This is a genomic window from Edaphovirga cremea, from assembly GCF_003332275.1.
GTDB classification, from domain to species: domain Bacteria; phylum Pseudomonadota; class Gammaproteobacteria; order Enterobacterales; family Enterobacteriaceae; genus Edaphovirga; species Edaphovirga cremea.
This window is the reverse complement of sequence record NZ_QOVA01000007.1, coordinates 142559-166397: the sequence shown is the minus strand read 5'-3', so window position 1 is coordinate 166397 and position 23839 is coordinate 142559. Positions and strand designations below refer to the sequence as shown.

At 48.6% G+C, this 23839-nt stretch carries 26 protein-coding genes, 3 pseudogenes and 1 other annotated feature; of the genes and pseudogenes, 17 read left to right on the top strand and 12 right to left on the bottom strand.

Annotated features, from left to right (window positions below; translation table 11 throughout):
- Positions 1 to 142: 142 nt before the first annotated feature.
- Both kduD and DRI82_RS24335 read right to left on the bottom strand, forming a co-directional pair.
- On the bottom strand, positions 143 to 904 hold the full coding sequence (gene kduD, locus DRI82_RS12260) for a 2-dehydro-3-deoxy-D-gluconate 5-dehydrogenase KduD (RefSeq protein ID WP_114194158.1): 762 nt from the start codon (positions 902 to 904) through the stop codon (positions 143 to 145).
- Positions 905 to 992: 88 nt separating this feature from the next.
- Positions 993 to 1134, bottom strand: a pseudogene (locus DRI82_RS24335) (5-dehydro-4-deoxy-D-glucuronate isomerase); the annotation flags it as partial.
- A gap of 358 nt (positions 1135 to 1492) precedes the next feature.
- Between DRI82_RS24335 and DRI82_RS12255 the strand changes: the two are divergent.
- Positions 1493 to 1825 (top strand): cupin domain-containing protein, encoded by a 333-nt coding sequence (locus tag DRI82_RS12255; RefSeq protein ID WP_114194010.1) that lies wholly within the window; start codon positions 1493 to 1495, stop codon positions 1823 to 1825.
- Between the two features lie 88 nt (positions 1826 to 1913).
- On the opposite strand, the gene hxpB is transcribed toward DRI82_RS12255, so the two are convergent.
- On the bottom strand, positions 1914 to 2582 hold the full coding sequence (gene hxpB / locus DRI82_RS12250; RefSeq protein WP_114194008.1) for a hexitol phosphatase HxpB: 669 nt from the start codon (positions 2580 to 2582) through the stop codon (positions 1914 to 1916).
- Positions 2583 to 2822: 240 nt separating this feature from the next.
- On the opposite strand from hxpB, the gene DRI82_RS12245 reads away from it, so the two are divergent.
- Positions 2823 to 3365, top strand: coding sequence for a YniB family protein (locus DRI82_RS12245; RefSeq protein WP_114194006.1), 543 nt, complete (start codon positions 2823 to 2825; stop codon positions 3363 to 3365).
- A gap of 79 nt (positions 3366 to 3444) precedes the next feature.
- Here the strand turns inward: DRI82_RS12245 and DRI82_RS12240 are convergent, their stop codons facing one another.
- Together DRI82_RS12240 and ghoS are read right to left on the bottom strand one after the other, a co-directional pair.
- Positions 3445 to 4314: a fructosamine kinase family protein gene (locus tag DRI82_RS12240; protein ID WP_114194004.1), complete on the bottom strand. Its 870-nt coding sequence runs from the start codon at positions 4312 to 4314 to the stop codon at positions 3445 to 3447.
- A gap of 186 nt (positions 4315 to 4500) precedes the next feature.
- A complete protein-coding gene (ghoS, locus tag DRI82_RS12235; RefSeq protein WP_114194002.1) occupies positions 4501 to 4824 on the bottom strand; it encodes a type V toxin-antitoxin system endoribonuclease antitoxin GhoS in 324 nt (107 codons plus the stop codon).
- 99 nt (positions 4825 to 4923) lie between these two features.
- On the opposite strand from ghoS, the gene DRI82_RS12230 reads away from it, so the two are divergent.
- Positions 4924 to 5535: a transglycosylase SLT domain-containing protein gene (locus DRI82_RS12230; protein WP_170138699.1), complete on the top strand. Its 612-nt coding sequence runs from the start codon at positions 4924 to 4926 to the stop codon at positions 5533 to 5535.
- A 114-nt stretch (positions 5536 to 5649) separates the two neighbouring features.
- Here the strand turns inward: DRI82_RS12230 and DRI82_RS12225 are convergent, their stop codons facing one another.
- The 7 genes from DRI82_RS12225 to DRI82_RS12195 all read right to left on the bottom strand — a co-directional run bounded on the left by DRI82_RS12225 (position 5650) and on the right by DRI82_RS12195 (position 11097).
- Positions 5650 to 6336, bottom strand: a complete 687-nt coding sequence (locus tag DRI82_RS12225) for a MarC family NAAT transporter (RefSeq protein ID WP_114193998.1) — start codon at positions 6334 to 6336, stop codon at positions 5650 to 5652.
- Between the two features lie 339 nt (positions 6337 to 6675).
- The gene (locus DRI82_RS12220) at positions 6676 to 6912 is read right to left on the bottom strand and encodes a hypothetical protein (RefSeq protein ID WP_157968055.1); all 237 of its coding nucleotides are present in this window, start codon (positions 6910 to 6912) and stop codon (positions 6676 to 6678) included.
- A 257-nt stretch (positions 6913 to 7169) separates the two neighbouring features.
- Positions 7170 to 8801 carry a hypothetical protein gene (locus tag DRI82_RS12215; RefSeq protein ID WP_114193994.1) on the bottom strand — a complete coding sequence of 544 codons (1632 nt, stop codon included), beginning with the start codon at positions 8799 to 8801 and terminating at the stop codon, positions 7170 to 7172.
- 93 nt (positions 8802 to 8894) lie between these two features.
- On the bottom strand, positions 8895 to 9851 hold the full coding sequence (locus tag DRI82_RS12210; protein WP_114193992.1) for a glycosyltransferase family 2 protein: 957 nt from the start codon (positions 9849 to 9851) through the stop codon (positions 8895 to 8897).
- On the bottom strand, positions 9848 to 10210 hold the full coding sequence (locus tag DRI82_RS12205) for a GtrA family protein (RefSeq protein WP_114193990.1): 363 nt from the start codon (positions 10208 to 10210) through the stop codon (positions 9848 to 9850). The genes DRI82_RS12210 and DRI82_RS12205 overlap by 4 nt, the downstream gene beginning before the upstream one ends.
- 335 nt (positions 10211 to 10545) lie before the next feature.
- Entirely contained in the window at positions 10546 to 10785 is a 240-nt protein-coding gene (locus DRI82_RS12200; RefSeq protein ID WP_114193988.1) for a DinI family protein, read from the bottom strand.
- Positions 10786 to 10899: 114 nt separating this feature from the next.
- The gene (locus tag DRI82_RS12195; protein WP_114193986.1) at positions 10900 to 11097 is read right to left on the bottom strand and encodes a DUF7736 domain-containing protein; all 198 of its coding nucleotides are present in this window, start codon (positions 11095 to 11097) and stop codon (positions 10900 to 10902) included.
- A 922-nt stretch (positions 11098 to 12019) separates the two neighbouring features.
- Between DRI82_RS12195 and thrS the strand changes: the two genes are divergently transcribed.
- From thrS to DRI82_RS12130, 14 genes and pseudogenes are all read left to right on the top strand, one after another.
- Positions 12020 to 13948 (top strand): threonine--tRNA ligase, encoded by a 1929-nt coding sequence (gene thrS, locus DRI82_RS12190; protein WP_114193984.1) that lies wholly within the window; start codon positions 12020 to 12022, stop codon positions 13946 to 13948.
- A gap of 3 nt (positions 13949 to 13951) precedes the next feature.
- On the top strand, positions 13952 to 14503 hold the full coding sequence (gene infC, locus DRI82_RS12185; RefSeq protein WP_114193982.1) for a translation initiation factor IF-3: 552 nt from the start codon (positions 13952 to 13954) through the stop codon (positions 14501 to 14503).
- 96 nt (positions 14504 to 14599) lie between these two features.
- Positions 14600 to 14797 carry a 50S ribosomal protein L35 gene (gene rpmI, locus DRI82_RS12180; RefSeq protein WP_114193980.1) on the top strand — a complete coding sequence of 66 codons (198 nt, stop codon included), beginning with the start codon at positions 14600 to 14602 and terminating at the stop codon, positions 14795 to 14797.
- A gap of 42 nt (positions 14798 to 14839) precedes the next feature.
- Entirely contained in the window at positions 14840 to 15196 is a 357-nt protein-coding gene (rplT, locus tag DRI82_RS12175) for a 50S ribosomal protein L20 (protein WP_114193978.1), read from the top strand.
- Positions 15197 to 15306: 110 nt separating this feature from the next.
- Positions 15307 to 15432 (top strand) — a sequence feature (Phe leader region).
- Entirely contained in the window at positions 15312 to 15356 is a 45-nt protein-coding gene (pheM, locus tag DRI82_RS23855; RefSeq protein WP_157968058.1) for a pheST operon leader peptide PheM, read from the top strand. It overlaps the preceding feature by 45 nt.
- A gap of 100 nt (positions 15433 to 15532) precedes the next feature.
- Positions 15533 to 16516, top strand: a complete 984-nt coding sequence (gene pheS, locus DRI82_RS12170; protein ID WP_114193976.1) for a phenylalanine--tRNA ligase subunit alpha — start codon at positions 15533 to 15535, stop codon at positions 16514 to 16516.
- Positions 16517 to 16531: 15 nt separating this feature from the next.
- Positions 16532 to 18919: a phenylalanine--tRNA ligase subunit beta gene (gene pheT / locus DRI82_RS12165; RefSeq protein ID WP_114193974.1), complete on the top strand. Its 2388-nt coding sequence runs from the start codon at positions 16532 to 16534 to the stop codon at positions 18917 to 18919.
- A 4-nt stretch (positions 18920 to 18923) separates the two neighbouring features.
- Positions 18924 to 19220 carry an integration host factor subunit alpha gene (gene ihfA, locus DRI82_RS12160; protein WP_114193972.1) on the top strand — a complete coding sequence of 99 codons (297 nt, stop codon included), beginning with the start codon at positions 18924 to 18926 and terminating at the stop codon, positions 19218 to 19220.
- An 88-nt stretch (positions 19221 to 19308) separates the two neighbouring features.
- Complete coding sequence (btuC, locus tag DRI82_RS12155) at positions 19309 to 20316, top strand: vitamin B12 ABC transporter permease BtuC (protein ID WP_114193970.1); 1008 nt, start codon at positions 19309 to 19311, stop codon at positions 20314 to 20316.
- A 128-nt stretch (positions 20317 to 20444) separates the two neighbouring features.
- Positions 20445 to 20996, top strand: coding sequence for a glutathione peroxidase (locus DRI82_RS12150; RefSeq protein ID WP_114193968.1), 552 nt, complete (start codon positions 20445 to 20447; stop codon positions 20994 to 20996).
- A 4-nt stretch (positions 20997 to 21000) separates the two neighbouring features.
- Positions 21001 to 21756, top strand: coding sequence for a vitamin B12 ABC transporter ATP-binding protein BtuD (gene btuD, locus DRI82_RS12145; protein WP_114193966.1), 756 nt, complete (start codon positions 21001 to 21003; stop codon positions 21754 to 21756).
- Between the two features lie 285 nt (positions 21757 to 22041).
- A pseudogene (locus tag DRI82_RS12140) lies at positions 22042 to 22612 on the top strand (glycosyltransferase); the annotation flags it as partial.
- A gap of 72 nt (positions 22613 to 22684) precedes the next feature.
- Positions 22685 to 22939, top strand: a pseudogene (arnF, locus tag DRI82_RS12135) (4-amino-4-deoxy-L-arabinose-phosphoundecaprenol flippase subunit ArnF); the annotation flags it as partial.
- Positions 22940 to 23214: 275 nt separating this feature from the next.
- Entirely contained in the window at positions 23215 to 23688 is a 474-nt protein-coding gene (locus DRI82_RS12130; RefSeq protein ID WP_114193962.1) for an NlpC/P60 family protein, read from the top strand.
- The last annotated feature ends 151 nt before the right edge of the window (positions 23689 to 23839 follow it).

Below are 23839 nucleotides of genomic sequence, written 5' to 3'. Positions count from 1 at the left end.
ATCAAAGTCGGAACGTTGTTTTGATTTTTTTATGGAAGGGGATCTTAAAACGGAAATTTTTTATAACTAAAAACTAACTTTTTGATTAAAAAGAAAAAAAGGCGCAATAAACATTGCGCCTTTTGAAGACTATGAATATGGATTAACGTGCTAACCAGCCACCGTCTACGGCAATGGTGTAACCGTTGATGTAATCAGATGCTGTGGATGACAGGAATACCACTGGACCCATCACGTCATCTGGCAAGCCCCAACGGCCAGCAGGGATGCGCTCAAGGATCTCTTTGCTACGGTCTTCATCGGCACGCAACTGCTGGGTATTGTTGGTTGCCATGTAACCTGGGGCAATCGCATTGACGTTGATGTTGTGTTTTGCCCACTCATTGGCCAGCAAACGGGTAACGCCCATTACAGCACTTTTTGACGCAGTGTAAGAAGGAACCCGGATACCGCCCTGGAAGGAGAGCATAGAAGCAACGTTAATGATTTTGCCGCCTTTACCTTGCTTGATGAATTGGCGTGCAACAGCCTGAGACATGAAGAAGACGGTTTTGATGTTAACGTTCATGACGTCATCCCAGTTCTTCTCGCTGAACTCGATGGCGTCTTCACGACGGATAATACCAGCGTTGTTAACCAACACGTCAATATGACCAAATTCAGCAACTGCTTTTTCAATCAGTTCCGGAATTTTGTCAATTTTGCTTAAGTCAGCACTGAGGCTCAGGAAACGACGGCCCAATGCCTGCACTTTAGCGATGGTTTCTGTAGGTTCTACTACGTTGATGCCGACGATGTCACAACCAGCCTGAGCCAGACCGACAGCCATACCTTGACCCAACCCGGTGTCACATCCAGTAACCAGCGCAACTTTACCTTTTAAATCAAAGGAATCCAAAATCATATTAACATTCTCTCTGTAAGCGGCTGCACGGCCGCAGGTTTTTATACTGGCGAGCTCGTGGCAACGCCGATTGTTATTGGTTGCGCGTTTAGCGCAGCTCACTCACTGCGACGTGATCCTTATCACAAAGGCCCGATCTTCACCCACCCAACCCCAATTGAACGTCTGGTGCCTGAGCTTGCGTGAATGAACCAACCCGGTGAAATTGCCGCTTGTTTGTTATGAACCAACTGTTGTTATGAACCAACTGTGTTATGAACCAACTGATGGAGGGTTTCCGGAGACTTACCCGCCATGGAATACCCCGGGCAGATCAAACTGGGTAGCGTGGCAGTGACAACGCAGTAGGATCAACTATCTCGCCCGGTTCTTCCTTGTGATGGCCGAATGATAGTTCTTGTGGCATACTAATTCAATAAAAATGAAATAACGTTTTATTTATTTCTTGAGGAAGGTCATGCTTTTTGAATTTTTTAACCGCAGCGTGACCTTTAAGCCAGTAGAATGGGCCGAATCCTGTGTGGCTGACGGCTGTTTGGGTTGGCTAATCAGTGCATCCCATCTATCGCATATCAATTGGAGTAAAAAATGAAGACTTTCTTTATTAATGACGAAACCCCATGGGAAGAGTTGGGCAATGGCATCAAACGTAAAGTCATGACCTGGAGTGATGATTTGATGATGGTGTGCGTGCATTTTGATAAAGGTGCCATTGGTACCGCGCACAAGCACGACATCCACGATCAGATTGCGTATGTGGCCGCAGGCAGTTTTGAAGTCGAAATTGAAGGTGTGAAACGCATTCTGAAAGCGGGCGATGCGTATCGTGCCATCAAGAATGAAATGCACGGAGCCGTTTCACTGGAAGACAACAGCATATTGATTGATACGTTCACGCCAAAACGCGCTGATTTTCTGTGATATTTTTCTTTTGCGGATGCCTTGTGGCATCCGCAAACTATTTGCCTTAGAAAATGTTATTCTTCTAAGGTACTGTTCTGTCGAAACATTACCCCCCGATGTGTTCATTCCTTAACTGACCCAATTGCGCTAATTTAACGTCGGCCAACGCCCAGCGCGGATCGTCACGGACCTCTTTATCGGGTACCACAATGGAACGCATTCGCGCTGCTTTGGTGGCGATCATGCCGTTGAAGGAGTCTTCAAGGGTAATGCAATTGAGCGGATCAACATGCAGTTGCTCCGCAGCCATCAGATAAACCTGTGGGTGAGGTTTGCTATAAGGCAGGAATTGGGCAGAAACCCGAACCTGAAAATAATCCTGTAGCTGAAACATCTCCAGCACCCGCTCAAGCATGAAGAGCGGTGATGCTGAGGCCAGACCGATTTTTAAACCGCTATCGCGACAGAGATCCAAGGCATGTTGAACGCCAGGAAGGAGTGGGCGTGTTGCATCTATCAGTTCCACAGCACGATTAATTACCCGTTCAATCACTTGCGCACGATCCGGACCTTTCCACGGGAACGCCTGATACCACATATCCACCACCTGATCGATACGCAGACCCAGCGTGTCTGGTAATTGATCCCGTTGTGAAAGATCAACGCCCAAGGTGCTCAGAATATCCATTTCAGCCTGAATCCAAAGGGGTTCTGAATCTATCAACAGACCATCCATATCAAATATAGCGGCCTCGATAGGGCGGGTATATGCCATGTGTATCACTCCTGTGTAAGAAAGTTTGGGTACTGCGGATAAGTCGACCATGCTATCCATGGTCAGTCAATGCAATAAATAGTCAGTCAATGAAATTAACAGCCAGCCAGGGCGATAAACGGCCCGTCAAGGCACTTATTAGCTGGGTTCTTTGGAGTGGGCCACTGAAAAAACAGGCGTCTTTTCCTAACTATGGGTAAACTTGGGGAATAACTGGGACGTCTTTAACAAGGGGAATTCATGACGTATCAACAGGCTGGACGCGTGGCAGTCCTCAAACGCGTAGCGGGATGGGTCATTTTCATCCCTGCGCTGCTCTCGACGCTGGTCTCATTGCTGAATTTTATCTATCAGCACAGCAAGCAAACCGAAGGCATCAATGCGGTTATGTTGGATTTCATGCATGTCATGATTGATATGATCCGCTTCAATACCGGATTTCTGAACGTGTTTTGGTTCAACTCGCCGGTTCCGCAAATGGGCAGCGGATTTTCCTCAGCCAATGTGATGTTTGTCGTGATCTATATTTTGATTTTTGTCGGACTCGCTTTGCAGGCATCAGGCGCGAGGATGTCCCGCCAGGTCAGGCATATTCGCGAAGGGCTGGAGGATCAACTGATTCTTGAGCATGCCAAAGGCACTGAGGGCAGAAGCCGGACGCAACTCGAAGAAAAACTCACGTTGCCACACCACACTATTTTTCTGCAGTTTTTCCCGCTCTATATACTTCCGCTGATCATCGCGATCGTCGCGTATTTCATCATCAAACTCGTCGGGTTTTAACCCCTGTGAAATAAAATCGCGTCACAATAAAAAGCCTGCCTCTTGCCAAGGGGCAGGCTTTTTACCCGTACTGCTGCAATCAGAAGGGATCAGGATGCAGCAAATGTTCCACTGCACGTTGCGCCGTCACTAAATGCTGCCCGCCAAACAGATTACTTTTGTTCAGCAGATAGTAGAGTTGGTAGACAGGCTGCCGCTCAATGAATCCAGCAGGCAACGGCCATATGCTCTGGTAACCGTCGTAAAGTTGCGGCGGTAAAACGGGGTAGAGCGGTAACATCGACAGATCACACTCACGGTCACCCCAGTAACAGGCAGGATCGAAGATCACCGGTCCATCAGCGCTCTGCGCGCAGTTGGCTGGCCATAAATCCCCGTGGAGCAACGAAGGCTGTGGCTGGTGGTTTTGCAGTTTTCGCAGCACCAAGGCGATAATTTCATCGATATCGCCGAACATCATGCCTTTTTCTGCGGCCAATTGAAGCTGCCAACCAATTCGTTGCTCAGCAAAGAATTGTGCCCAGCGGCGTTGCCAACTGTTTGGTTGCGGTGTAGTGGATAAGTCGTTATCGAAATCGAGACCAAATTGCGGTTGTTCGCTCCATTGGTGGAGTCTGGCGAGCTGTTGACCCAAACAATAGGCACCATGGGCATCCAGTGGCTTGAAAGGCAGGTATTCAATCAGAAGGAAGCTGTTATCACGATCGCTGCCGACGCCGTAGACTTCAGGCACGCGAACCGTCTTACTGCGACCGAGTAGTGCGAGTTGATCCGCTTCTGCGGTGAAAATGGGCAAACATTCACGGGTATTCCACTTAACAAAAACGTCTTTGTCTCCGTAGCTTACCCGCCAGGCTGAATGAATGTCTCCTCCAGGCAATTCTACGCGTTCGCGCATTTCTGCCTCACCCAGGTGCTCACTTAACAAACGACTCACAGCTTGCCACATGGTATCACCTCTCCAACCTGCCAATAATTCATTAGGTTAGCGTCATTTCGTTGCTAAAAGATCGACATGGCGCACAGCTGGAAAGAGAGGGGAGGCTCGTTTGGATACCAACCGGTAATCAGCGCCACTCGACATCTATACATGACTGATAATACGCTTAAAAAGTCAGCAACAAAAGCCACATGGCTATTTTACCTGCTTTACCTGCTGATTTTGTCGTACCGATATCGTTTGGAGGTATTGCGCAAGTTCACTCACCTCAACGTCAGGATCCACACCCAGGGCGACATGACCCATCGCGATAGCCCGCTGGCGGAGCGTTTCTGCATCCTGCGGACCGACATAACCGAAACTATTGCTGCCCAACTCATGAATTTTTCCTTCCTCGTCTTTCAGGGTGGTGGAAAAACCCTCGAGCGCCAGTTGGTTGTTCAGTTGCGCCAGGTCAGAAAGCCCTTTTTCTTCGTAACGGAACGTTATGACATAATTATTTATTCCAGATTGAGCCATAATCACCTCGTTGTTACCCTATATAATATTCAGAATATAGACCAGGAAACTGCTGTTGGCTGCGGTAGCTTCCTGATGCTGATAAGTGAGAGATAACGCGTGAAAATGAGAGTCTGTTGCCTGATCGCCATTCTGTTTTTGGTGGGATGCGCAAAAAAAACGCCTCAGCGGCAAGGTGGGGTTTTCAATGGCAGTGAGAATTCCATTCTTTATGCCAATACGATTCATCAGGCAGCAAAACGCTACGATGTGGATGAAACACTGGTGAAAGCGATTATCCAGGTAGAGTCCGGCTTCAATCCCAACGTGGTCAGTGCATCCAATGCGATTGGGCTGATGCAACTGAAAGCCTCAACGGCTGGCCGTGACGCTTATCAATTACAGGGGCGGCGTGGGCAACCAAGCACCAGCGATCTCAAAGATCCGGAGATCAATATCGATCTGGGTACCGCCTATCTCAGTATGTTGCAACAGCAACTGGCCGGGATCGATAATCCACAGACGCTGCGCTATGCCACAACAGTTGCTTACGTGAATGGTGCCGGTGCTTTGCTGCGCACGTTCTCCAACGATCGTAAACTGGCGGTCAGGAAAATCAATGATCTCAGCCCGGAAGAGTTCTATCAACATATACAGAATTACCACCCGGCACCTCAGGCACCGCGCTATCTCTGGAAGGTGAATACTGCCTATCAGTCGCTTTTGCTTTAAAGGGGGACGGTGACTTTAGAGGAGCACAGACAGGCCGTTGAGGTATTCGTTGACGACCTCAACGGCCTGATTCTGCAAGGTGTGGCAAATCCTGTTACCGCGCTGCGTAGCGCCTCAGGGAAGGGTTGCAGAATAGCTTGAAATAATCTCCAGTACGCCGTTAATGATAAATTGCACGCCCATACAGACCAGCAAAAAACCCATCAGACGTGAGATTGCCTCGATACCGCTTTTCCCCACCATTCTCATGATGGCACCTGAACTGCGTAAACTTACCCACAGGATGGTACTGACGAGAAAAAAAATCAGCACCGGAGCAATCAAAATAATCCAATGCGGATAATCCACTCCGTCACGTATCGTTGACGCAGAACTGATGATCATCGCGATAGTCCCTGGTCCAGCCGTACTCGGCATGGCCAGGGGCACAAACGCAATATTTGCCGTTTTGTGCTTCTTCATCTCGGCATTTTTATTTTCGACAATAGTTGCATCTTCCACCTGTTGCTGTGGAAAAAGCATACGAAAGCCGATAAAGGCAACAATCAGGCCGCCCGCAATACGTAGACCCGGAATTGAGATCCCAAAAGTGTTCATTACCACCTGACCCGCATAGAACGCGACAGTCATAATGGCAAAAACATAAATTGATGCCATTAAAGACTGATTGTCGCGCTCCTCCTTCGTCATGTTGCCAGAAAGTCCCAGCAGCAGAGCGACGGTTGTCAGCGGGTTTGCCAACGGCAGCAAAATCATCAGACCCAATCCAATGGCCTTGAACAGTTGCAGCACTTCAGACATCAAATTACTCCCCACATAGTGTTGCCAGCCGCAATGGTAAGCTGTGCTCCGGCAGTATAGCCTGTGAGGGATCGTGATGGTAAAAAACTGTTCTCAATGGACTCTGATGTCAAAAGGCGATTGGTCCAAATAAGGGTATCTCAAATAATGGTGTCTCAAAGAAATGTGCGAAAAGGTCTGTTTTTCTTATGCGTCATCCTTTGACTAAATATTTGACCACTTCGGATCTTTTTAATATGCCTGACAAAAGCATACATTGTAATAATCACTAATACCGCTACTAGCGTCAGATAAATATTACTGTCCATAGTTATCCTCGATAATCAGATTGTCTTGATATTACCCTGCCTTTTTTAATTGGCTCATCAAGAGGTTCATTTTCTTTGGCGTAAGCAGATTGAAGTCAAATAACCGTACTGGTATTTTGTTATTCAGTCGCCACTGGTTTCGTTCATAACGAAAACTATCACCTGGTTTGAAACTTCTCTCGCCAGATTCAGTGAATACGTAATAACCCAATTGACCAAAAGAGACTACATGAATGCTCTTGCGGGCATCCTTAATCTCTTCACTCATGATTATTTTCCCTTCCATATATTTCTCACCTCGAAAATTCACCAGGGTAATGCGTCTTAACGATTACGGAAGTTATCAGGCTAGACAGGGCAAGGAAAATAAAATCGGGATGTGCGCATGCTATTTCATTTTTATTTCATGGTCTGCATGAAATGAAATGAAATTAACGAAATGAAATGAAATAGTGTTCATGTGAAATTGGCGGGTGCTGGGAGCAGTTGCAGAGCCGCCAGCCGCGGCTCTGCAACCGATATCACTTATTTTCTTTTACGCGGTTTAACAATGCTGATGAGCATAATCAGAATAAAAAGTATCGAGACGATGAACGGAATCAGTGTCAGTGATTTTTTATATTCTACCGCTACGTTTCCTGATCCTTGTGCAATATTTACGGTCATCAGACCGCGATCGCCGTCACCATACTCAACCGACTGCCCGTTGACTTCGACGTTATAGCCTTTATAAGCCATGATAGGTAACTCGACCAATGCGCTATCAGAGGTTATTTTATATTGATAAACGGGATAGCCCAGTGTGTAACCAGAAAGGTTTACGGAACCTTCGCCAGACAGAATTTCTACCTGCATCTCTTCTTTGGTCAACGTGCCTTTGTTTTTTTCAAACTTCGTCGTCATGTAATCATTGAAAACATTCAACGGAATCTCTTTTACCCGTTCGGTCAAAGGCACGCGTAATGGATAAAATGCCATAATTACCGCAAACACCAAAATGAAATATCTCAGTACGCGAACATTATTGAAAGATTTGAACAGCATGCTCCCTGCGTAGAGGCAGAGGATGGGTGTTGAAATCATAATCAACCGCCACGGAAATTGCATAAAGCGGAAAAATGGAACGCTATTAGGAATAATGTACCAGGGGAATATATTGGTTGCCGCAGGGATAAAGACCAGAGCAATCAGCAACAGTTTGATATCAATATTCTGTGGGGTGTGAGTGGTTATCGCGTTGCGCTTGAGTAATCCGGCAATTACGATGGCGTTGACTACCACACCCGCTGAAATCAGTATGCCGGGGGTGATATTCCCTTTTGCTGACATCATGCCAAACACGATCTCTGGCAAGTCAGCAGAAAGTTTACCCATTGTTTCATAGTGATAACCCAGATGATTGAACGCAAAAACGTCGTAATGCATCGAGTGGTAAACCAAAGGGACGGTAAAAAAGGCCGTTGCCAACAGAACATAGACAACGCTTTTCAGCATATAAAGCATGACTGATCGGGTGAAGGTTATCTTCAGATGCATAACCAGAACCAGAGTAATAAAAATCAATGACGCGATAAATGAGGGAATATTTGACAGCAAAATCAGTGCGACAGCGAAAGGGAAAAAGGCATGGTGCTTGCCTCCGGTCAGAAGCGAACGTAATCCCAATGCCAGCAACGGTATAAATGACATCGCCATTAACTCACCGACATCAACCCTGACATAGGCATTGCTAAGGAAATAACCGGACGTGACGAATAGCACAGCGCTATACATCGCACACTCACGGGAAGCAAAAATCTCTTTGGCCGCGTAATACATGCTTGCAAAGCCAATCAACACCATCGCGCCAACCGACAGTTTAAACTGCACGACATCGCTGAGTGTGCCGAAAGAGAGCAGTTTCACCAGCATCATGATGTAAACGCTAAGCGGCGGGTAAAACATATTCCAGGAATACCCGAAACTGCCGGGGCTCAGGTAGTCAAACAAGGGGGGAAATTGCAGGTTCGCAACCTGGTTGTTAATAGCCTTCAATCTGCCGTAATGAGCGGCAGAATCGTAACTTGTCCACGTGTCATGGACAAAGACAGGAGATAAAACCACCACAATAGCCAACAGCGTGATAACGATGAGTGGCAACTTATCGCTTATTTTCATTTTGAACCCTGGTTATTATAACTACACTGATCGCTTTCAAAGAGATCCGTCTCCATTAATCGTCAGTTTGCACTGACAGTCCGCTATGTATTTCTAGGGTTTTTCTTCTTCTACTTCTTTTTTGTCTTGCGTCATACGGGAAGGGGTAATGATGTAACGCGGTCTGCCTTTGGCTTCTACATAAATCCTGCCAATGTATTCACCCAATACGCCGATACCGATCAGTTGTACGCCCCCCAGGAAGAGGATTGATACCATCATTGAAGGGTAACCACTTACCGGGTTCCCCCAGACCAGTTTATCGACAGCCATCCAGGCCGCGTAGAGAAAAGAGATGGTTGCAACGCTAAGCCCCAGATAACTCCATATGCGTAGCGGAAATGTGGAGAAACTGGTGATCCCTTCCAATGCCAGATTCCACAGCTTCCAGCCATTGAACTTGGTCGTGCCCGCAACACGCTCTTCGCGGGTATATTCCACAATCTCGGTTTTACCCCCGACCCAGGACAGCACGCCTTTCATAAACAGGTTACGTTCGGGCATGGTGCGGATATTATCGACCGTCTGGCGCGACATCAGGCGAAAATCACCGACATTTTCCTCAATTTTTGGGGAACTGATTTTATTGTGAAGCTTATAAAACCATTCAGCAGTTTTTCTTTTCATCTGGCTGTCTGTAGAACGATCGGAACGTTTGGCCAATACCACATCCGCACCTTGCTGCCATTTTTCAATCAGACGCGGAATAACGTTGATGGGATCCTGCAGGTCGACGTCAATAGGGATCACCGCATCCCCAGTGGCATGCTCCAGTCCAGCGAACAGAGCCGGTTCCTTGCCGAAATTTCGTGAAAAATTGAGTACCATCACCAGCGGATCGGCCATCGCCAATGCAGTTGCGATGTCAGCAGTTTTATCGCTGCTGCCATCGTTGATAAATACAATCTCAATTTCATGCTGCTTTAAGGGTTCGTAACCGCGTAAAGCCTGATAGAACAGCGCAATCGTGTCTTCTTCATTGAAGACGGGGACGACTAATGAGATTTTCACTGCTTTTCCTTAAATACAATAAATTTTGAATAAAAGAAGCCGCAAATCAGACTGATCGCTGAAAAAGAGATCAGGGTAAACAGGGGAGGCAAACCGCTTTTATCAGCTCCCCATCCAACGATACACGACAAGGCGCCCATAAAAAAAACATACATCATGTAACGAATGGTGGTGGCCTGTGCCTGAAAAGTAAATCGGGCATTGGCGAAGAAACTGAACGTTACCGCTACGCAAAAAGCGCTGAAGTTGCTGAGCGCTTGATTGGCATGTAGCCCATAATATATTGCGCCAAAGACAACCCAATGGATCAGTGTGTTAATAACGCCAATACTGGCATATTTTGTGAAGATTTTTAACATGTTAGGTGTCTTTCAGTGAGAATGTCGTGAGTCTGGCATGCGCCAGTTTTTTTGTTCATGGGGGAGCCAAAAAAGAGTCCATCGCCAGTTTTTATGAAAACGGGGTGAAGAAAAAAACAGCACATAGGGAGTGGAAATGGCTTGCCAGAGAGTTCGGCAGAAATGTTCATTGATCGTGCACTGAAAGTAAAGACGGATTTGCCTACAATACGCATAATGAAGTAATAAAAATACCAGATTGAGCACATTATTTTTATTCGTAAAACCCATAGCGAGTGGGTTTTACGACGTCGGTTTTACGAAGAATAGGGCACCGCTCCAGTAGAGACGCTCACTTACTCGTTGATCAACCACTCTTCTGCATCTTCGAACATTTCCTCTACCAGACGATTAAGGACTGACTTTTCCTGCTTGCTGGCATCAGTATTGATCCCATTGGCCTGCATCGGCTTGACCTTGACTTCCGCATCCGGGAAGACCCTATGCACGCGTTTCGTCAGTTCTGCATTAATGAGTTCGGCAGCATTCTGAATGCCGCTGACGTTTCTTTTGTCATAAATCAGTTCGACTTTCACTCTATTCCTTTCCGTGGTTTGCTGTATATACGCACAGTATATGCGAGTCGCCAGCAGATTCAAGAGGCCAGAAGTGGTCTTGCGTGGGGGAGCAAAAATTATGTGCGTTTGGGTTCAAGGCATCAACGACTCAAAATCGTCGGCATATAACAGTTTGCATTCTGCAATGAATTCAGGGTATCCCAATTCCGATGTCTGGACTTCTCGTCCCAGTCGATGCTCCAAATCTTCGTGAAACCATTCAAACTCACCGTGCAAAACACCGGTAAAGCCGGTCAGAATAATGCATTGCTGCTTGGTTAACTTTACCATTTCCTGAGCCTTTCGTGTTGCTATCCAGATTCTACAGAGAATACAACTTTAGACTTTTTTAGTTGCAGTTTCCTCCTCTATGTACTTTTCAGAAGCTGAGAAATTGCGCTCTCGCCCCAAAATTCGGATTTCCCCTTGGTCAATTTATTGCGCGGGGGTGTAATGGAGTGAAAACCATTGCTTAAAATCTACGGACGGCTATCAGAATAGTCCTAAATGTGCTATGCTTGTGACCTTGCTTTTCAACAGCGCGGTTACAATAGACATGCCCGATATAAAAATTTTTTGCGAAAACTGTGGGTTTGACCGTTTCACAGCGCCTACAACGCAACCCTATGCCCAATCCGTCAGCCATCTTGTTTGCAAGAAATGTGGCTATGCAGTTGATGCAAATAAGGTGGTTGTATTCAGCGATATCACTATGTTAAGTCAAACCCATTCAGAAGCATTTCTTGAGGCACGGCCTGAATCCTGAGGGCGCTTTACTTCAGCTTTTACTTCTAAAGAATGCCTCACCCTCTTCGTTAATCCACCGCTGAGCGCCATCCTATCCTTCCGCAGACAACCCTATAATAAACAGCAATTCCAGGCTGTGGGCTCATAACGTGCTTTTTTCCATAATGTTATGCAAGGCTACGTATTGTAGAAGCATGATGGTTTTGGCATTTGTTTATCCACAAGCTATTTATCCACAAAGAAGGGAGGGATAAGGTTCGAAGTGATGGAATAGGGAATTTGTTTGATGGTAGTATCGCGGGCAGGTTATAGCGTCGCAACATAGTGCATTTTAATTGTGTACCTATGCGTGCCTATATCTGGCAGAGTGAAGCTGGATAACGCTGATAACTAACTGATACAATTCAATAATATATTACTATATGTGATCTGTCGTGTGGGTCACCACTGTAGATAAGGAATTATCATGCCAGTAATTACCCTTCCTGATGGAAGTCAGCGTCAGTACGATCATCCCGTTTCCCCTTTTGATGTCGCGCTTGATATCGGTCCTGGTCTGGCGAAAGCCTGCATCGCCGGGCGCGTCAACGGTGAACTGGTTGATGCCAGCGATCTTATCGAATCCGATGCGCAACTCGCCATCATCACCACCAAAGATCAGGATGGCCTGGAAATTTTGCGTCACTCTTGCGCGCACCTGTTGGGTCATGCGATCAAACAGTTGTGGCCAGATACCAAAATGGCTATTGGTCCGGTGATTGATAACGGGTTCTATTATGATGTCGATCTCGATCGCTCACTGACCCAGGAAGATCTGGATCTGCTGGAAAAGCGGATGCATGAGCTTGCCGACAAAGATTATGACGTGGTGAAGAAAAAAGTGAGCTGGCAGGAAGCCCGCGACACATTTGCCGCCCGTGGTGAAGAGTACAAAGTGGCGATTCTCGATGAGAATATCAGCCATGACGATCGCCCCGGCCTTTATCACCACGAAGAATATGTCGATATGTGCCGTGGTCCGCACGTACCGAACATGCGCTTTTGCCATCACTTCAAGCTACAGAAAATTTCTGGTGCTTACTGGCGTGGCGACAGCAAAAACAAAATGCTGCAACGCGTTTATGGCACCGCCTGGGCTGACAAGAAACAACTGAACGCCTACCTGCAACGTCTGGAAGAGGCGGCCAAGCGCGATCACCGTAAAATCGGTAAGCAGCTTGATCTCTACCACATGCAGGAAGAAGCGCCGGGTATGGTGTTCTGGCATAACGACGGCTGGACTATCTTCCGCGAGCTCGAAGCTTTTGTGCGCATGAAGCTTAAATCCTACCAGTATCAGGAAGTAAAAGGTCCGTTCATGATGGATCGGGTACTGTGGGAGAAAACCGGGCATTGGGATAACTACAAAGAGGCCATGTTTACCACGTCGTCTGAGAACCGTGAGTATTGCATTAAGCCGATGAACTGCCCAGGTCACGTACAGATCTTCAATCAGGGTTTGAAATCCTATCGCGATCTGCCGTTGCGTATGGCTGAATTCGGTAGCTGTCATCGCAATGAGCCGTCGGGTTCCCTGCATGGCCTGATGCGCGTCCGTGGTTTTACCCAGGACGATGCGCACATCTTCTGTACCGAAGAGCAGGTGCGTGATGAGGTCAACAGTTGCATCAAGATGGTGTACGACATGTACAGCACCTTTGGTTTTGACAAGATTGAGGTGAAATTATCCACCCGTCCTGAAAAACGTATTGGCAGCGACGAATTATGGACCCGTGCCGAGGACGATCTGGCGGCAGCACTGACTGAAAACGAAATTCCATTCGAATATCAGCCGGGTGAAGGGGCATTCTACGGACCAAAAATTGAATTTACCTTGCATGATTGTTTGGATCGTGCGTGGCAGTGTGGTACCGTGCAGCTCGACTTTTCATTACCTGGCCGCTTGAATGCGTCCTATATTGGCGAAAGTAACGATCGTCAGGTACCGGTAATGATTCACCGTGCAATTCTGGGCTCCATGGAGCGCTTCATCGGTATTTTGACCGAGGAGTATGCGGGATTCTTCCCGACCTGGCTTGCACCGGTTCAGGTGGTGGTGATGAATATCACCGACAGCCAATCTGAATATGTCGCAGAATTGACTAAAAAGCTGCAAGATGCCGGTATTCGCGCAAAAGCAGACTTGAGAAATGAGAAGATAGGCTTTAAAATTCGCGAACACACGTTACGTCGGGTTCCCTACATGCTGGTCTGTGGTGATAAAGAGGTCGAGTCAGGCAACGTTGCCGTCCGTACCCGCCGCGGTAAAGATTTGGGAAGCCTGGATGTTAACGACGTCGTAGACAGGCTGCTTAATGAGATACGCAGCCGAAGTCTTCATCAACTGGAGGAATAAAGTATTAAAGGCGGAAAACGAGTTCAACCGGCGCGTCCTAATCGCATTAACAGAGAAATTCGCGCTCAAGAAGTTCGCCTAACAGGCGTCGATGGCGAGCAGCTTGGTATTGTTAATCTGAGTGAAGCTCTTGAAAAAGCAGAGGAAGCTGGGGTCGATTTAGTAGAAATCAGCCCTAATGCCGAACCGCCAGTTTGTCGTATCATGGATTACGGCAAATTCCTCTATGAGAAGAGTAAGTCGACTAAAGAACAGAAGAAGAAGCAAAAAGTTATTCAGGTCAAGGAAATCAAATTCCGACCTGGCACCGATGATGGCGACTATCAGGTCAAACTACGCAACCTGATTCGCTTTCTGGAAGATGGCGATAAAGCCAAAATCACCCTGCGGTTCCGCGGACGTGAAATGGCGCACCAACAAATCGGTATGGAAGTGCTTAACCGCGTCCGTAAAGATTTGTGTGAAGATTCTGATTTGGCCGTTGTCGAATCCTTCCCTACGAAGATCGAAGGCCGTCAGATGATCATGGTGCTCGCACCTAAGAAGAAACAGTAAGGCTTCCAAGTAACGTCTCCCACGCAGTGCTTGCGCTGCGTGGGTTTAGTTCGCCTTTCTGATTCATGTAATTAACAATGCGAAGTGGATATTAAAATGCCAAAGATTAAAACAGTACGCGGCGCCGCTAAACGCTTCAAAAAAACCGCCAACGGTGGTTTTAAGCGCAAGCACGCTAACCTGCGTCACATTCTGACCAAAAAAGCGACTAAACGTAAACGTCATCTGCGCCCTAAAGGCCTGGTTTCCAAGAACGATTTGGGCCTTGTCATCGCGTGTCTGCCGTACGCATAAGAAACTTTTTTAATTAACTCAGAATAAGACTTAGGAGAGCATATGGCTCGTGTAAAACGTGGTGTGGTTGCTCGCGCACGTCACAAGAAGATAATGAAACAGGCGAAAGGCTACTACGGTGCCCGTTCGCGCGTTTATCGTGTTGCCTTCCAGGCAGTAATCAAAGCTGGTCAATACGCTTACCGCGACCGTCGTCAAAAGAAACGTCAATTCCGTCAACTGTGGATTGCACGTATCAACGCAGCAGCGCGTCAGAATGACATGTCTTACAGCAAATTCATTAATGGTCTGAAAAAGGCTTCTATTGAAATTGACCGTAAGATTCTGGCTGACATCGCAGTATTTGACAAAGTGGCCTTCAGTGCACTGGTCGAAAAAGCGAAAGCGGCTCTGGCGTAAGTCAGATGAAAGAGGGAGCTTGCTCCCTCTTTTGCGTTTATGTTTATAGAAATATTGACTTTTTCGTGCCAGAATTTAACAATGGTTGTGAGTTGATTACTAAGGTAATGCAAGCATGAATGCTGCTGTTTTCCGCTTCTTTTTTTACTTTGGCACCTGAGTTCAGGGGGCTTTAGCGCGTAAGAAAAGAAACGAAAAGTAGCGCCTAAGCCTCCCTATGTGGAGGCTTTTTTGTTTTTTGCCCTCTGAGTATGCAGGCCAGTGGGACAGGGCGAACACACAATAACTATCTTTTATTTTACATCGGGCCATTCCGGCCAGAAGAAGAGGAAAACAATGCCACATCTCGCAGAGCTGGTTGCCAACGCGAAGGCAGCCATAGAGGATGCCCAGGATGTTGCCGCGTTGGATTTGGTACGCGTCGAATATTTAGGCAAGAAAGGCCACATAACGTTGCAAATGGCATCGTTGGGCAAATTGTCTGCCGAAGAGCGTCCAGCCGCCGGTGCCCTGATTAACCAGGCGAAGCAGGAAGTTCAGGACGCGTTGAATGCGCGCAAGAATACCCTGGAGTCTGCCGCGTTGAATGCGCGCCTGGCCGAAGAGACCATCGATGTCTCCTTGCCGGGGCGCCGTATGGAAAACGGTGGGTTGCATCCTGTCACCCGCACTATCGACCGTATCGAAACGTTCTTTGGCGAGTTGGGTTTCTCTGTCAAAACCGGGCCTGAAATCGAAGACGATTACCACAACTTTGATGCGTTGAATATTCCAGCACACCATCCAGCCCGTGCCGATCACGACACCTTCTGGTTTGATGCGAGCCGTTTGCTGCGCACGCAGACTTCTGGTGTGCAGATCCGCACCATGAACGGTCAGCAACCGCCAATCCGTATCATTGCACCAGGTCGCGTTTATCGTAACGATTACGACCAGACGCACACGCCGATGTTCCACCAGATGGAAGGGTTGATTGTCGATAAAGGCATCAGCTTTACCAACCTGAAAGGGACGCTGCATGATTTCCTGCGTAACTTTTTTGAAGAAGATTTGCAGATTCGATTCCGCCCCTCGTATTTCCCATTTACCGAGCCTTCTGCTGAAGTCGATGTGATGGGCAAAAACGGCAAATGGCTTGAAGTGCTCGGTTGCGGCATGGTGCACCCAAACGTGCTGCGCAAGGTTGGTATTGATCCGGAAATTTACTCGGGTTTTGCCTTCGGTATGGGCATGGAACGTCTGACCATGTTGCGCTATGGCGTGACTGACCTGCGGGCATTTTTCGAAAACGATCTGCGTTTCCTCAAACAGTTTAAGTAAGGGCGGGAATATCACATGAAATTCAGTGAACTCTGGTTGCGTGAATGGGTAAACCCAGCCATCAGTAGCGACGAACTGGCCAACCAAATCACTATGGCCGGTCTGGAAGTTGACGGCGTGGAGCCAGTTGCTGGCGAATTCCACGGCGTTGTCGTGGGTGAAGTTGTCGAATGCGGCCAGCATCCGAATGCTGACAAATTGCGCGTAACAAAAGTCAATGTCGGCGGCGATCGTCTGTTGGATATCGTCTGCGGCGCACCAAATTGCCGTCAGGGGCTGAAAGTGGCTGTTGCTACCGTTGGTGCCGTTCTGCCGGGTGATTTCAAAATCAAGGCGGCAAAACTGCGTGGCGAGCCGTCAGAAGGTATGCTGTGCTCATTCTCTGAGCTGGGTATTTCCGAGGATCACAGCGGGATTATTGAATTGCCGCTGGACGCCACCATTGGCACCGACATCCGTGAGTACCTCAAACTCAACGATCGCATTATTGAAATTAGCGTTACGCCGAACCGTGCTGACTGTCTGGGCATTATTGGGGTGGCGCGTGATGTCGCAGTGATCAATCAACTGCCGTTGGTTGCGCCTGAGATGAATCCGGTTACCGCGACGATTGCCGATACACTGCCGATTCGTGTTGATGCCCCCGACGCCTGCCCGCGCTATCTGGGCCGTGTGATCAAAGGCATTGACGTCAAGGCGTCGAGCCCACTGTGGATGCGTGAAAAACTGCGCCGTAGTGGTATCCGCTCAATCGATGCGGTGGTTGATATTACCAACTTCGTCATGCTGGAACTGGGGCAGCCGATGCATGCGTTCGATTTGAACCGCATTGAAGGCGGCATCATTGTTCGTCTGGCTAAACCAGAAGAAAAACTGACGCTGCTTGATGGTAGCGAAGCCAAACTCCGTGAAGATACCCTGGTTATTGCCGATCACCAGAAAGCGCTGGCAATGGGTGGTATTTTTGGTGGTGAGCATTCCGGAGTCAATGGCGAAACGCATGACGTTCTGCTCGAAAGCGCGTTCTTCAATCCTCTGTCGATTACAGGCCGTGCACGCCGTTACGGCTTGCACACTGATGCTTCGCATCGTTATGAGCGTGGCGTTGATCCTGCGCTGCAAAAGAAGGCCATCGAGCGTGCGACCCAGTTGCTGCTGGACATTTGCGGGGGTGAAGCCGGTCCGGTGATTGATGTCACCACAGAAGCCACCCTGCCTAAACCCGCAACCATCACGTTGCGCCGGGAAAAACTCGATCGCCTGATTGGTCATCACGTAGAAGACGCGCAGGTGACGGATATCCTGACCCGGTTGGGTTGCGACGTTAGCCATAACGGTGACCACTGGCTGGCCGTTGCGCCGAGCTGGCGTTTCGATATGGAAATTGAAGAAGATCTGGTGGAAGAGATCGCCCGGGTTTATGGCTATAACAGCATTCCGGATGTGCCGGTGAAAGCCGACCTGATCATGACCCAACACCGTGAGGCGAATCTGTCGCTCAAGCGGGTGAAAGCCATGCTGGTCGACCGTGGTTTCCAGGAAGCGATCACCTATAGCTTTGTTGATCCTAAGATTCAATCCCTGCTGCACCCGGGTGAAGAAGCCCTGATCCTGCCTAGCCCTATCTCTGTTGATATGTCAGCGATGCGCCTTTCCCTGTGGAGTGGCCTCCTATCATCCGTAGTCTATAATCAGAATCGTCAGCAAAACAGACTGCGTTTATTTGAAAGTGGCCTGCGCTTTGTACCTGATAGTTCAGCGGATCTGGGTATCCGTCAGGATGTCATGCTGTCAGGTGTGATTGCAGGCAACCGATACGAAGAACATTGGGATCTGGCGCGTCAGTCAGTTGACTTCTATGATTTGAAGGGGGATCTTGAAGCAATTCTTGAACTTACTGGCAAATTATCTGCCATACAGTTCAAGACTGAAGCTAACCCTGCATTGCATCCGGGCCAGAGCGCCGCAATTTATTTACACGGCGAACGTATTGGTTTCATTGGAGTAGTGCACCCGGAGCTGGAGCGTAAGCTCGATCTGAATGGCCGTACTGTGGTGTTCGAATTGTTGTGGAATAAGCTCGCAGACCGCGTGCTGCCTGATGCGAGAGAGATTTCGCGCTTCCCTGCAAACCGTCGTGACATCGCTGTTGTGGTCGCTGAAAACGTCTCCGCAGACGATATTTTGGTCGAGTGTAAGAAAGTTGGCGTAAATCAGGTAGTTGGCGTAAACTTGTTTGATGTGTACCGTGGCAAGGGCGTGGCAGAAGGTTACAAGAGCCTGGCTATCAGTCTGGTATTGCAGGATACCGCTCGTACACTGGAAGAAGAGGAGATTGCCGCTACCGTTGCAAGATGTGTAGAGGCTCTACAACAGCGATTCCAAGCATCCTTGAGGGATTGAACCTATGGCGCTTACTAAAGCTGAAATGTCAGAACACCTGTTTGAAAAGCTCGGGCTGAGCAAGCGGGATGCCAAAGACCTGGTAGAGCTATTCTTTGAAGAAGTACGTCATGCTTTAGAGAATGGTGAACAAGTCAAGTTGTCTGGTTTTGGCAATTTTGATCTGCGTGACAAGAACCAACGTCCGGGACGTAACCCGAAGACGGGAGAGGACATTCCTATTACGGCGCGCCGTGTGGTGACCTTCCGTCCAGGGCAAAAGTTAAAAAGCCGGGTTGAAAATGCCACACCGAAAGAGTAAGTGAAAGTATAAAAGGCCGCGAAAGCGGCCTTTTCTTTTTATATTGTTCTCCACAGCAAATTGCTCTGTGACCGGGATTCCAGTTTTCATGCCATCTAACGAGACATTCACACAACTCAAACAGCAACAGGGTTGGCAAGATCGACGACGCCTGCTGCTGTTGGGCGTGCTATTGCTGATTATCTTTGTCATCAGCCTGAGCGCGGGCGATGTCTGGATCTTGCCGCAACACTGGATGGATGATTCTTCACGCCTTTTCGTCTGGCAGCTACGTTTGCCGCGCGCGGCGGCGGTCATGGCGGTGGGGGCCAGCCTCGCTATCGCTGGGGCGGTGATGCAATCGCTGTTTGAAAATCCCCTTGCGGAACCGGGTTTACTGGGCGTGGCGAATGGTGCGGGTGTGGCGTTGGTACTGACGGTTTTCCTGGGCCAGGAGATGGTGCCCGTGTGGTTAATCAGCCTGAGCGCAGTCGCTGGCGCTTTATTCATCACCTTACTGCTGCTGTTCTTTTCGCGCCGTCGCCGGTTGACCAATTCGCGTTTATTGCTGGTTGGGGTAGCGCTGGGTATCGTTTGCAGCGCAGTCATGACCTGGGCCGTCTACTTCAGTTCCAGTCTGGATTTACGTCAACTGATGTACTGGATGATGGGCGGTTTCAGCGGCGTTGACTGGCGGCAGAAGTGGCTCATGCTCTCTCTGTTGCCCATTGCCATCTGGTTGTGTTTCCAGGGGCGGGCACTCAACCTGATGGCGCTTGGCGAGGAACAGGCACGTCAGCTCGGATTATCAGTGCATCTGTGGCGTAATATTCTGGTGGTTGCCGTCGGCTGGCTGGTTGGGGTGAGTGTCGCTATCGCCGGGGTAATCGGATTCGTTGGCCTGGTTATCCCGCATATACTGCGGTTGAACGGGTTGACCGATCAGCGTCGTTTGCTTTTAGGCTGTGCGCTGGCGGGAGCCGCGATACTTTTACTGGCTGATGTTCTGGCGCGCATTATGCTGTCATCTGCCGAGTTACCGATAGGCGTCGTCACTGCCACGCTGGGGGCACCAGTATTTATCTGGTTGTTGACCCGGTTAAAAAGCGTAAGGTGAATGCTCTTCATCATTCGAGTTGCCGACGCGTTGACGGTAGCCCAGGCATTTCTTTAAAAAAATCGCTGTCCATCAGTGTTCTCGCTGACGGAGAATATAAAACCTGCTGAATCAAAGGATAACAAAGAATGAGCAATGCAATTTTTGATACTGCATTAGAAACCATTGACCGGAAAGCTACCACTCTGGGCGCGTATAAAGGCTCCGTATTGCTGGTGGTGAATGTGGCGTCCAAATGCGGTCTGACCAAGCAGTATGAAGGGTTGGAAGACCTCTACAAAGCCTGGCATCACCAAGGTTTCGAGGTTCTGGGTTTCCCATCAAACGAGTTTGCCGGACAGGAGCCCGGTTCAAATGAGGAGATTCAAGAATTTTGCCGGGCAACCTTTGGCGTGGAATTCCCGATGTTTACCAAAATTGAAGTCAATGGCGAGCAGCGTCATCCGTTGTATCAGCAGTTGATTGCGGCGAAACCGCAGGCAGTACAGGCCGAAGGCAGTGAGTTTTATCAACGTCTGGCAAGCAAAGGCCGTGAGCCAAAACAGCCTGGCGATATCCTGTGGAATTTTGAGAAATTCCTGATCGGTCGTGACGGTACAGTCATTGAGCGTTTCGCACCCGATATGGAACCGCAGGATCCCCTGATTCTGCAATCCATCAAACTGGCACTGGCGAAGTAAATTGATGTTGTCTCTTCATGAGGTTGGCGTACCGCAACGCCTCTTGCCCTTCAGTGCGCGGGTCGAGTCTGGCCAGCAGGTTCATCTGATTGGTCCCAATGGCGCTGGGAAAAGCACACTGCTGGCGAGTCTGGCTGGCATGCTGCCCTCAACGGGAGAGATAGTATTGAATGGCACGCCGTTGAAGGCGTGCACGGGCAGCGATCTGGCCCGCCTGCGTTCTTATCTTGCCCAGCAACAGTCGCCGGTATCGTTGATGCCGGTTTTTCAGTTTCTGGCACTGCACCAGCCCGCTACGGCCTCTGAGAATGACGTTGAACAGACGATCGCCTACCTGACCTTGCGATTGCGCCTAAATGATAAACTGGCGCGTAGCGTGGACCAACTTTCTGGTGGTGAGTGGCAACGTGTGCGGTTGGCGGCGTCTTTGCTGCAAGTCTGGCCGACGCTGAATCCTGATAGCCAGCTTTTGCTGCTGGATGAGCCAGAAAATAGTCTCGACGTTGCGCAGAAACTGGCGCTGAACGAACTCATTGATGAATTTTGCCAATCGGGACGCAGCGTGATCATCAGCGCCCACGATCTCAATCAGACGTTGCAACAGGCAAATCAGGTGTGGCTGATGCAGCATGGCAGCGTCATCGCTTGCGGTTCGGCAGTGGAAGTGATGCAGCCGGCAATATTATCCCCCGTTTTTGAAGTAGGTTTTCAACTCCACTCTTTGGACGATCACCATTGGTTAATGACGCGAACGGCGTAATTAATAACAACGATAGAAGCATCCAGTCATTACTAAGCATCAATTCTTACAATTGGTGTTTTTTTTAATTTGTTTTTCCGCTTTAAAATTTGAAGTGACGCATTAAATCATTCTGTTTCCATAAAAACGAGCATGAATGATTTATTTGGTTTTATTTTATTAACTTGATTTTATTGATATTTTTGCATAATTATCAATATATAAATAAACATTTCATCATTTTTCTCTCTTAAGGTTCAATTAAGGTTATTCATCTAGTGTATCCACCATGACGATTTCAAACCTGCGGTAGCCGAAATTCCCGCTAATCATGTGATTGCCGTAGCGCTAAATCGCAACTATGGACAACATTCGGCGATTATGGCCGGTTTCCATCACGTCAGCGGCGATCTGGTCATTACCTTGGATGCCGATCTGCAAAATCCGCCGGAAGAGATCCCACGTCTGGTCGCGACGGCTGAGCAGGGCAATGACGTGGTCGGAACGGTGCGGGCAAACCGTCGCGATTCCTGGTTTCGTAAATCGGCTTCAAAGCTGATTAACAGGATGATCCAGCGCGCTACCGGCAAGTCGATGGGCGACTACGTTTGCCCGGAAAACCATTGAAATCCCCGTTCATCATGCTGAGCGCGAATATGGCGACTCAAAATATAGCCTGATTAATCTGATGTACGACCTGATCACCTGTTTAACTACCACGCCGCTGCGTCTGTTAAGCGTCGTTGGCAGCGTCATTGCGATCTCAGGATTTTTGTTGGCGCTGGTACTGGTCTGGTTGCGACTGGTTCTGGGGCCGTTGTGCTGGACGCTCATGCCGCTGCTGTTTTTCAGTATCGCCAAAGTGATGGTTTCGATGCACCCAATGATGAAACCATCAGCAACGTGCTGACAAAAGGCACCTGGCAATTCGATCCGGCGCAATCCATCAGCGGTAATCTGCGGGGTGTTTGCCTATGCGTTATCTATGATGTGTTGGTTTTTTGCGCTCAGGCAATTACCGTTGAACCGCGCGTATCCACTGCTCAGTATCAGTTACGCGCTGGTGTACCTGGCGGCGGTTATTTTACCCTGGTTCAACGAATCGCTTCATTGGCTAAAAACTGTGGGTACGTTGTGTATTCTGCTGGGCATTTGGCTTATTTACAGCAAACCCGAGGGTATAAAGCGCCTCAAGGCGAAATAAACAGAACAATTCAATCTGTAAAGTAAAAGCCTATTTTGCAATGTGAGGTATTTATAAGGCGGACACTTTTCCGCATTTTCATATTCGTGAGCTATTAATTTCCCCGTCAAATGAACAGAATCTGCGCACAATCAAACATTATCCGAAACTCAGACTAGACGCCATTATTGCCCGTGCTATATTTCAACAAGTTATACCCTGCGTAAATGATGTAGCAGGGAGGGGGCATCCGATCACATATTGTTTGTTTCATCGCGAATACAGGAATGTCAGTCATGCGGACAGGGGCATTTATATTCAGCCTGATTCTTGCCAGCCTGGTACTAACAGGCTGTAGCAGTCATGCGCCACCACCAAGCGGTCGACTGGCGGATTCTATTACCGTCGTGGCGCAATTGAACGATCAGTTACGTCACTGGCAAGGTACGCCCTATCGTTACGGTGGACTGGATGAAAATGGCGTGGACTGCTCCGGCTTTGTCTACCGAACCTTCCGCGATCGCTTTGACCTGCAACTCCCCAGAACCACCGAAGCGCAAACCGAGCTGGGAACCAAAGTCTCGCGTGACGAGCTATTACCCGGTGATTTGGTCTTTTTCAAAACCGGCAGTGGCGAAAGTGGGCTTCACGTTGGTATCTATGACACCGGCGATCAATTCATTCACGCATCAACCAGTCGCGGCGTAATGCGCTCCTCGCTTGAGAATGTTTATTGGAAGAAGGCGTACTGGCAGGCGCGACGCATCTAAATATACCCGTCATACTTCGAGCCGCAGATGCGTTGACTGCGTCCTCGAACCCCAGTCACATAGTAATCTATGCTCCTGGGGATTCTCGTCCTTGTCGCGTTACTCGTCCCATCCCTGGGACTCGCCCCTAAAGGGGCCGCTGCAAGCAGCG

Excerpts from the sequence above, each read along its gene's own strand:
- kduD (WP_114194158.1), bottom strand. The coding sequence starts at position 904 with ATGATTTTGGATTCCTTTGATTTAAAAGGTAAAGTTGCGCTGGTTACT.
- DRI82_RS12255 (WP_114194010.1), top strand. The coding sequence starts at position 1,493 with ATGAAGACTTTCTTTATTAATGACGAAACCCCATGGGAAGAGTTGGGC.
- hxpB (WP_114194008.1), bottom strand. The coding sequence starts at position 2,582 with ATGGCATATACCCGCCCTATCGAGGCCGCTATATTTGATATGGATGGT.
- DRI82_RS12245 (WP_114194006.1), top strand. The coding sequence starts at position 2,823 with ATGACGTATCAACAGGCTGGACGCGTGGCAGTCCTCAAACGCGTAGCG.
- DRI82_RS12240 (WP_114194004.1), bottom strand. The coding sequence starts at position 4,314 with ATGTGGCAAGCTGTGAGTCGTTTGTTAAGTGAGCACCTGGGTGAGGCA.
- ghoS (WP_114194002.1), bottom strand. The coding sequence starts at position 4,824 with ATGGCTCAATCTGGAATAAATAATTATGTCATAACGTTCCGTTACGAA.
- DRI82_RS12225 (WP_114193998.1), bottom strand. The coding sequence starts at position 6,336 with ATGTCTGAAGTGCTGCAACTGTTCAAGGCCATTGGATTGGGTCTGATG.
- DRI82_RS12220 (WP_157968055.1), bottom strand. The coding sequence starts at position 6,912 with ATGAGTGAAGAGATTAAGGATGCCCGCAAGAGCATTCATGTAGTCTCT.
- DRI82_RS12215 (WP_114193994.1), bottom strand. The coding sequence starts at position 8,801 with ATGAAAATAAGCGATAAGTTGCCACTCATCGTTATCACGCTGTTGGCT.
- DRI82_RS12205 (WP_114193990.1), bottom strand. The coding sequence starts at position 10,210 with ATGTTAAAAATCTTCACAAAATATGCCAGTATTGGCGTTATTAACACA.
- DRI82_RS12195 (WP_114193986.1), bottom strand. The coding sequence starts at position 11,097 with ATGGTAAAGTTAACCAAGCAGCAATGCATTATTCTGACCGGCTTTACC.
- thrS (WP_114193984.1), top strand. The coding sequence starts at position 12,020 with ATGCCAGTAATTACCCTTCCTGATGGAAGTCAGCGTCAGTACGATCAT.
- rpmI (WP_114193980.1), top strand. The coding sequence starts at position 14,600 with ATGCCAAAGATTAAAACAGTACGCGGCGCCGCTAAACGCTTCAAAAAA.
- rplT (WP_114193978.1), top strand. The coding sequence starts at position 14,840 with ATGGCTCGTGTAAAACGTGGTGTGGTTGCTCGCGCACGTCACAAGAAG.
- pheS (WP_114193976.1), top strand. The coding sequence starts at position 15,533 with ATGCCACATCTCGCAGAGCTGGTTGCCAACGCGAAGGCAGCCATAGAG.
- pheT (WP_114193974.1), top strand. The coding sequence starts at position 16,532 with ATGAAATTCAGTGAACTCTGGTTGCGTGAATGGGTAAACCCAGCCATC.
- ihfA (WP_114193972.1), top strand. The coding sequence starts at position 18,924 with ATGGCGCTTACTAAAGCTGAAATGTCAGAACACCTGTTTGAAAAGCTC.
- btuC (WP_114193970.1), top strand. The coding sequence starts at position 19,309 with ATGCCATCTAACGAGACATTCACACAACTCAAACAGCAACAGGGTTGG.
- DRI82_RS12150 (WP_114193968.1), top strand. The coding sequence starts at position 20,445 with ATGAGCAATGCAATTTTTGATACTGCATTAGAAACCATTGACCGGAAA.
- btuD (WP_114193966.1), top strand. The coding sequence starts at position 21,001 with ATGTTGTCTCTTCATGAGGTTGGCGTACCGCAACGCCTCTTGCCCTTC.
- DRI82_RS12130 (WP_114193962.1), top strand. The coding sequence starts at position 23,215 with ATGCGGACAGGGGCATTTATATTCAGCCTGATTCTTGCCAGCCTGGTA.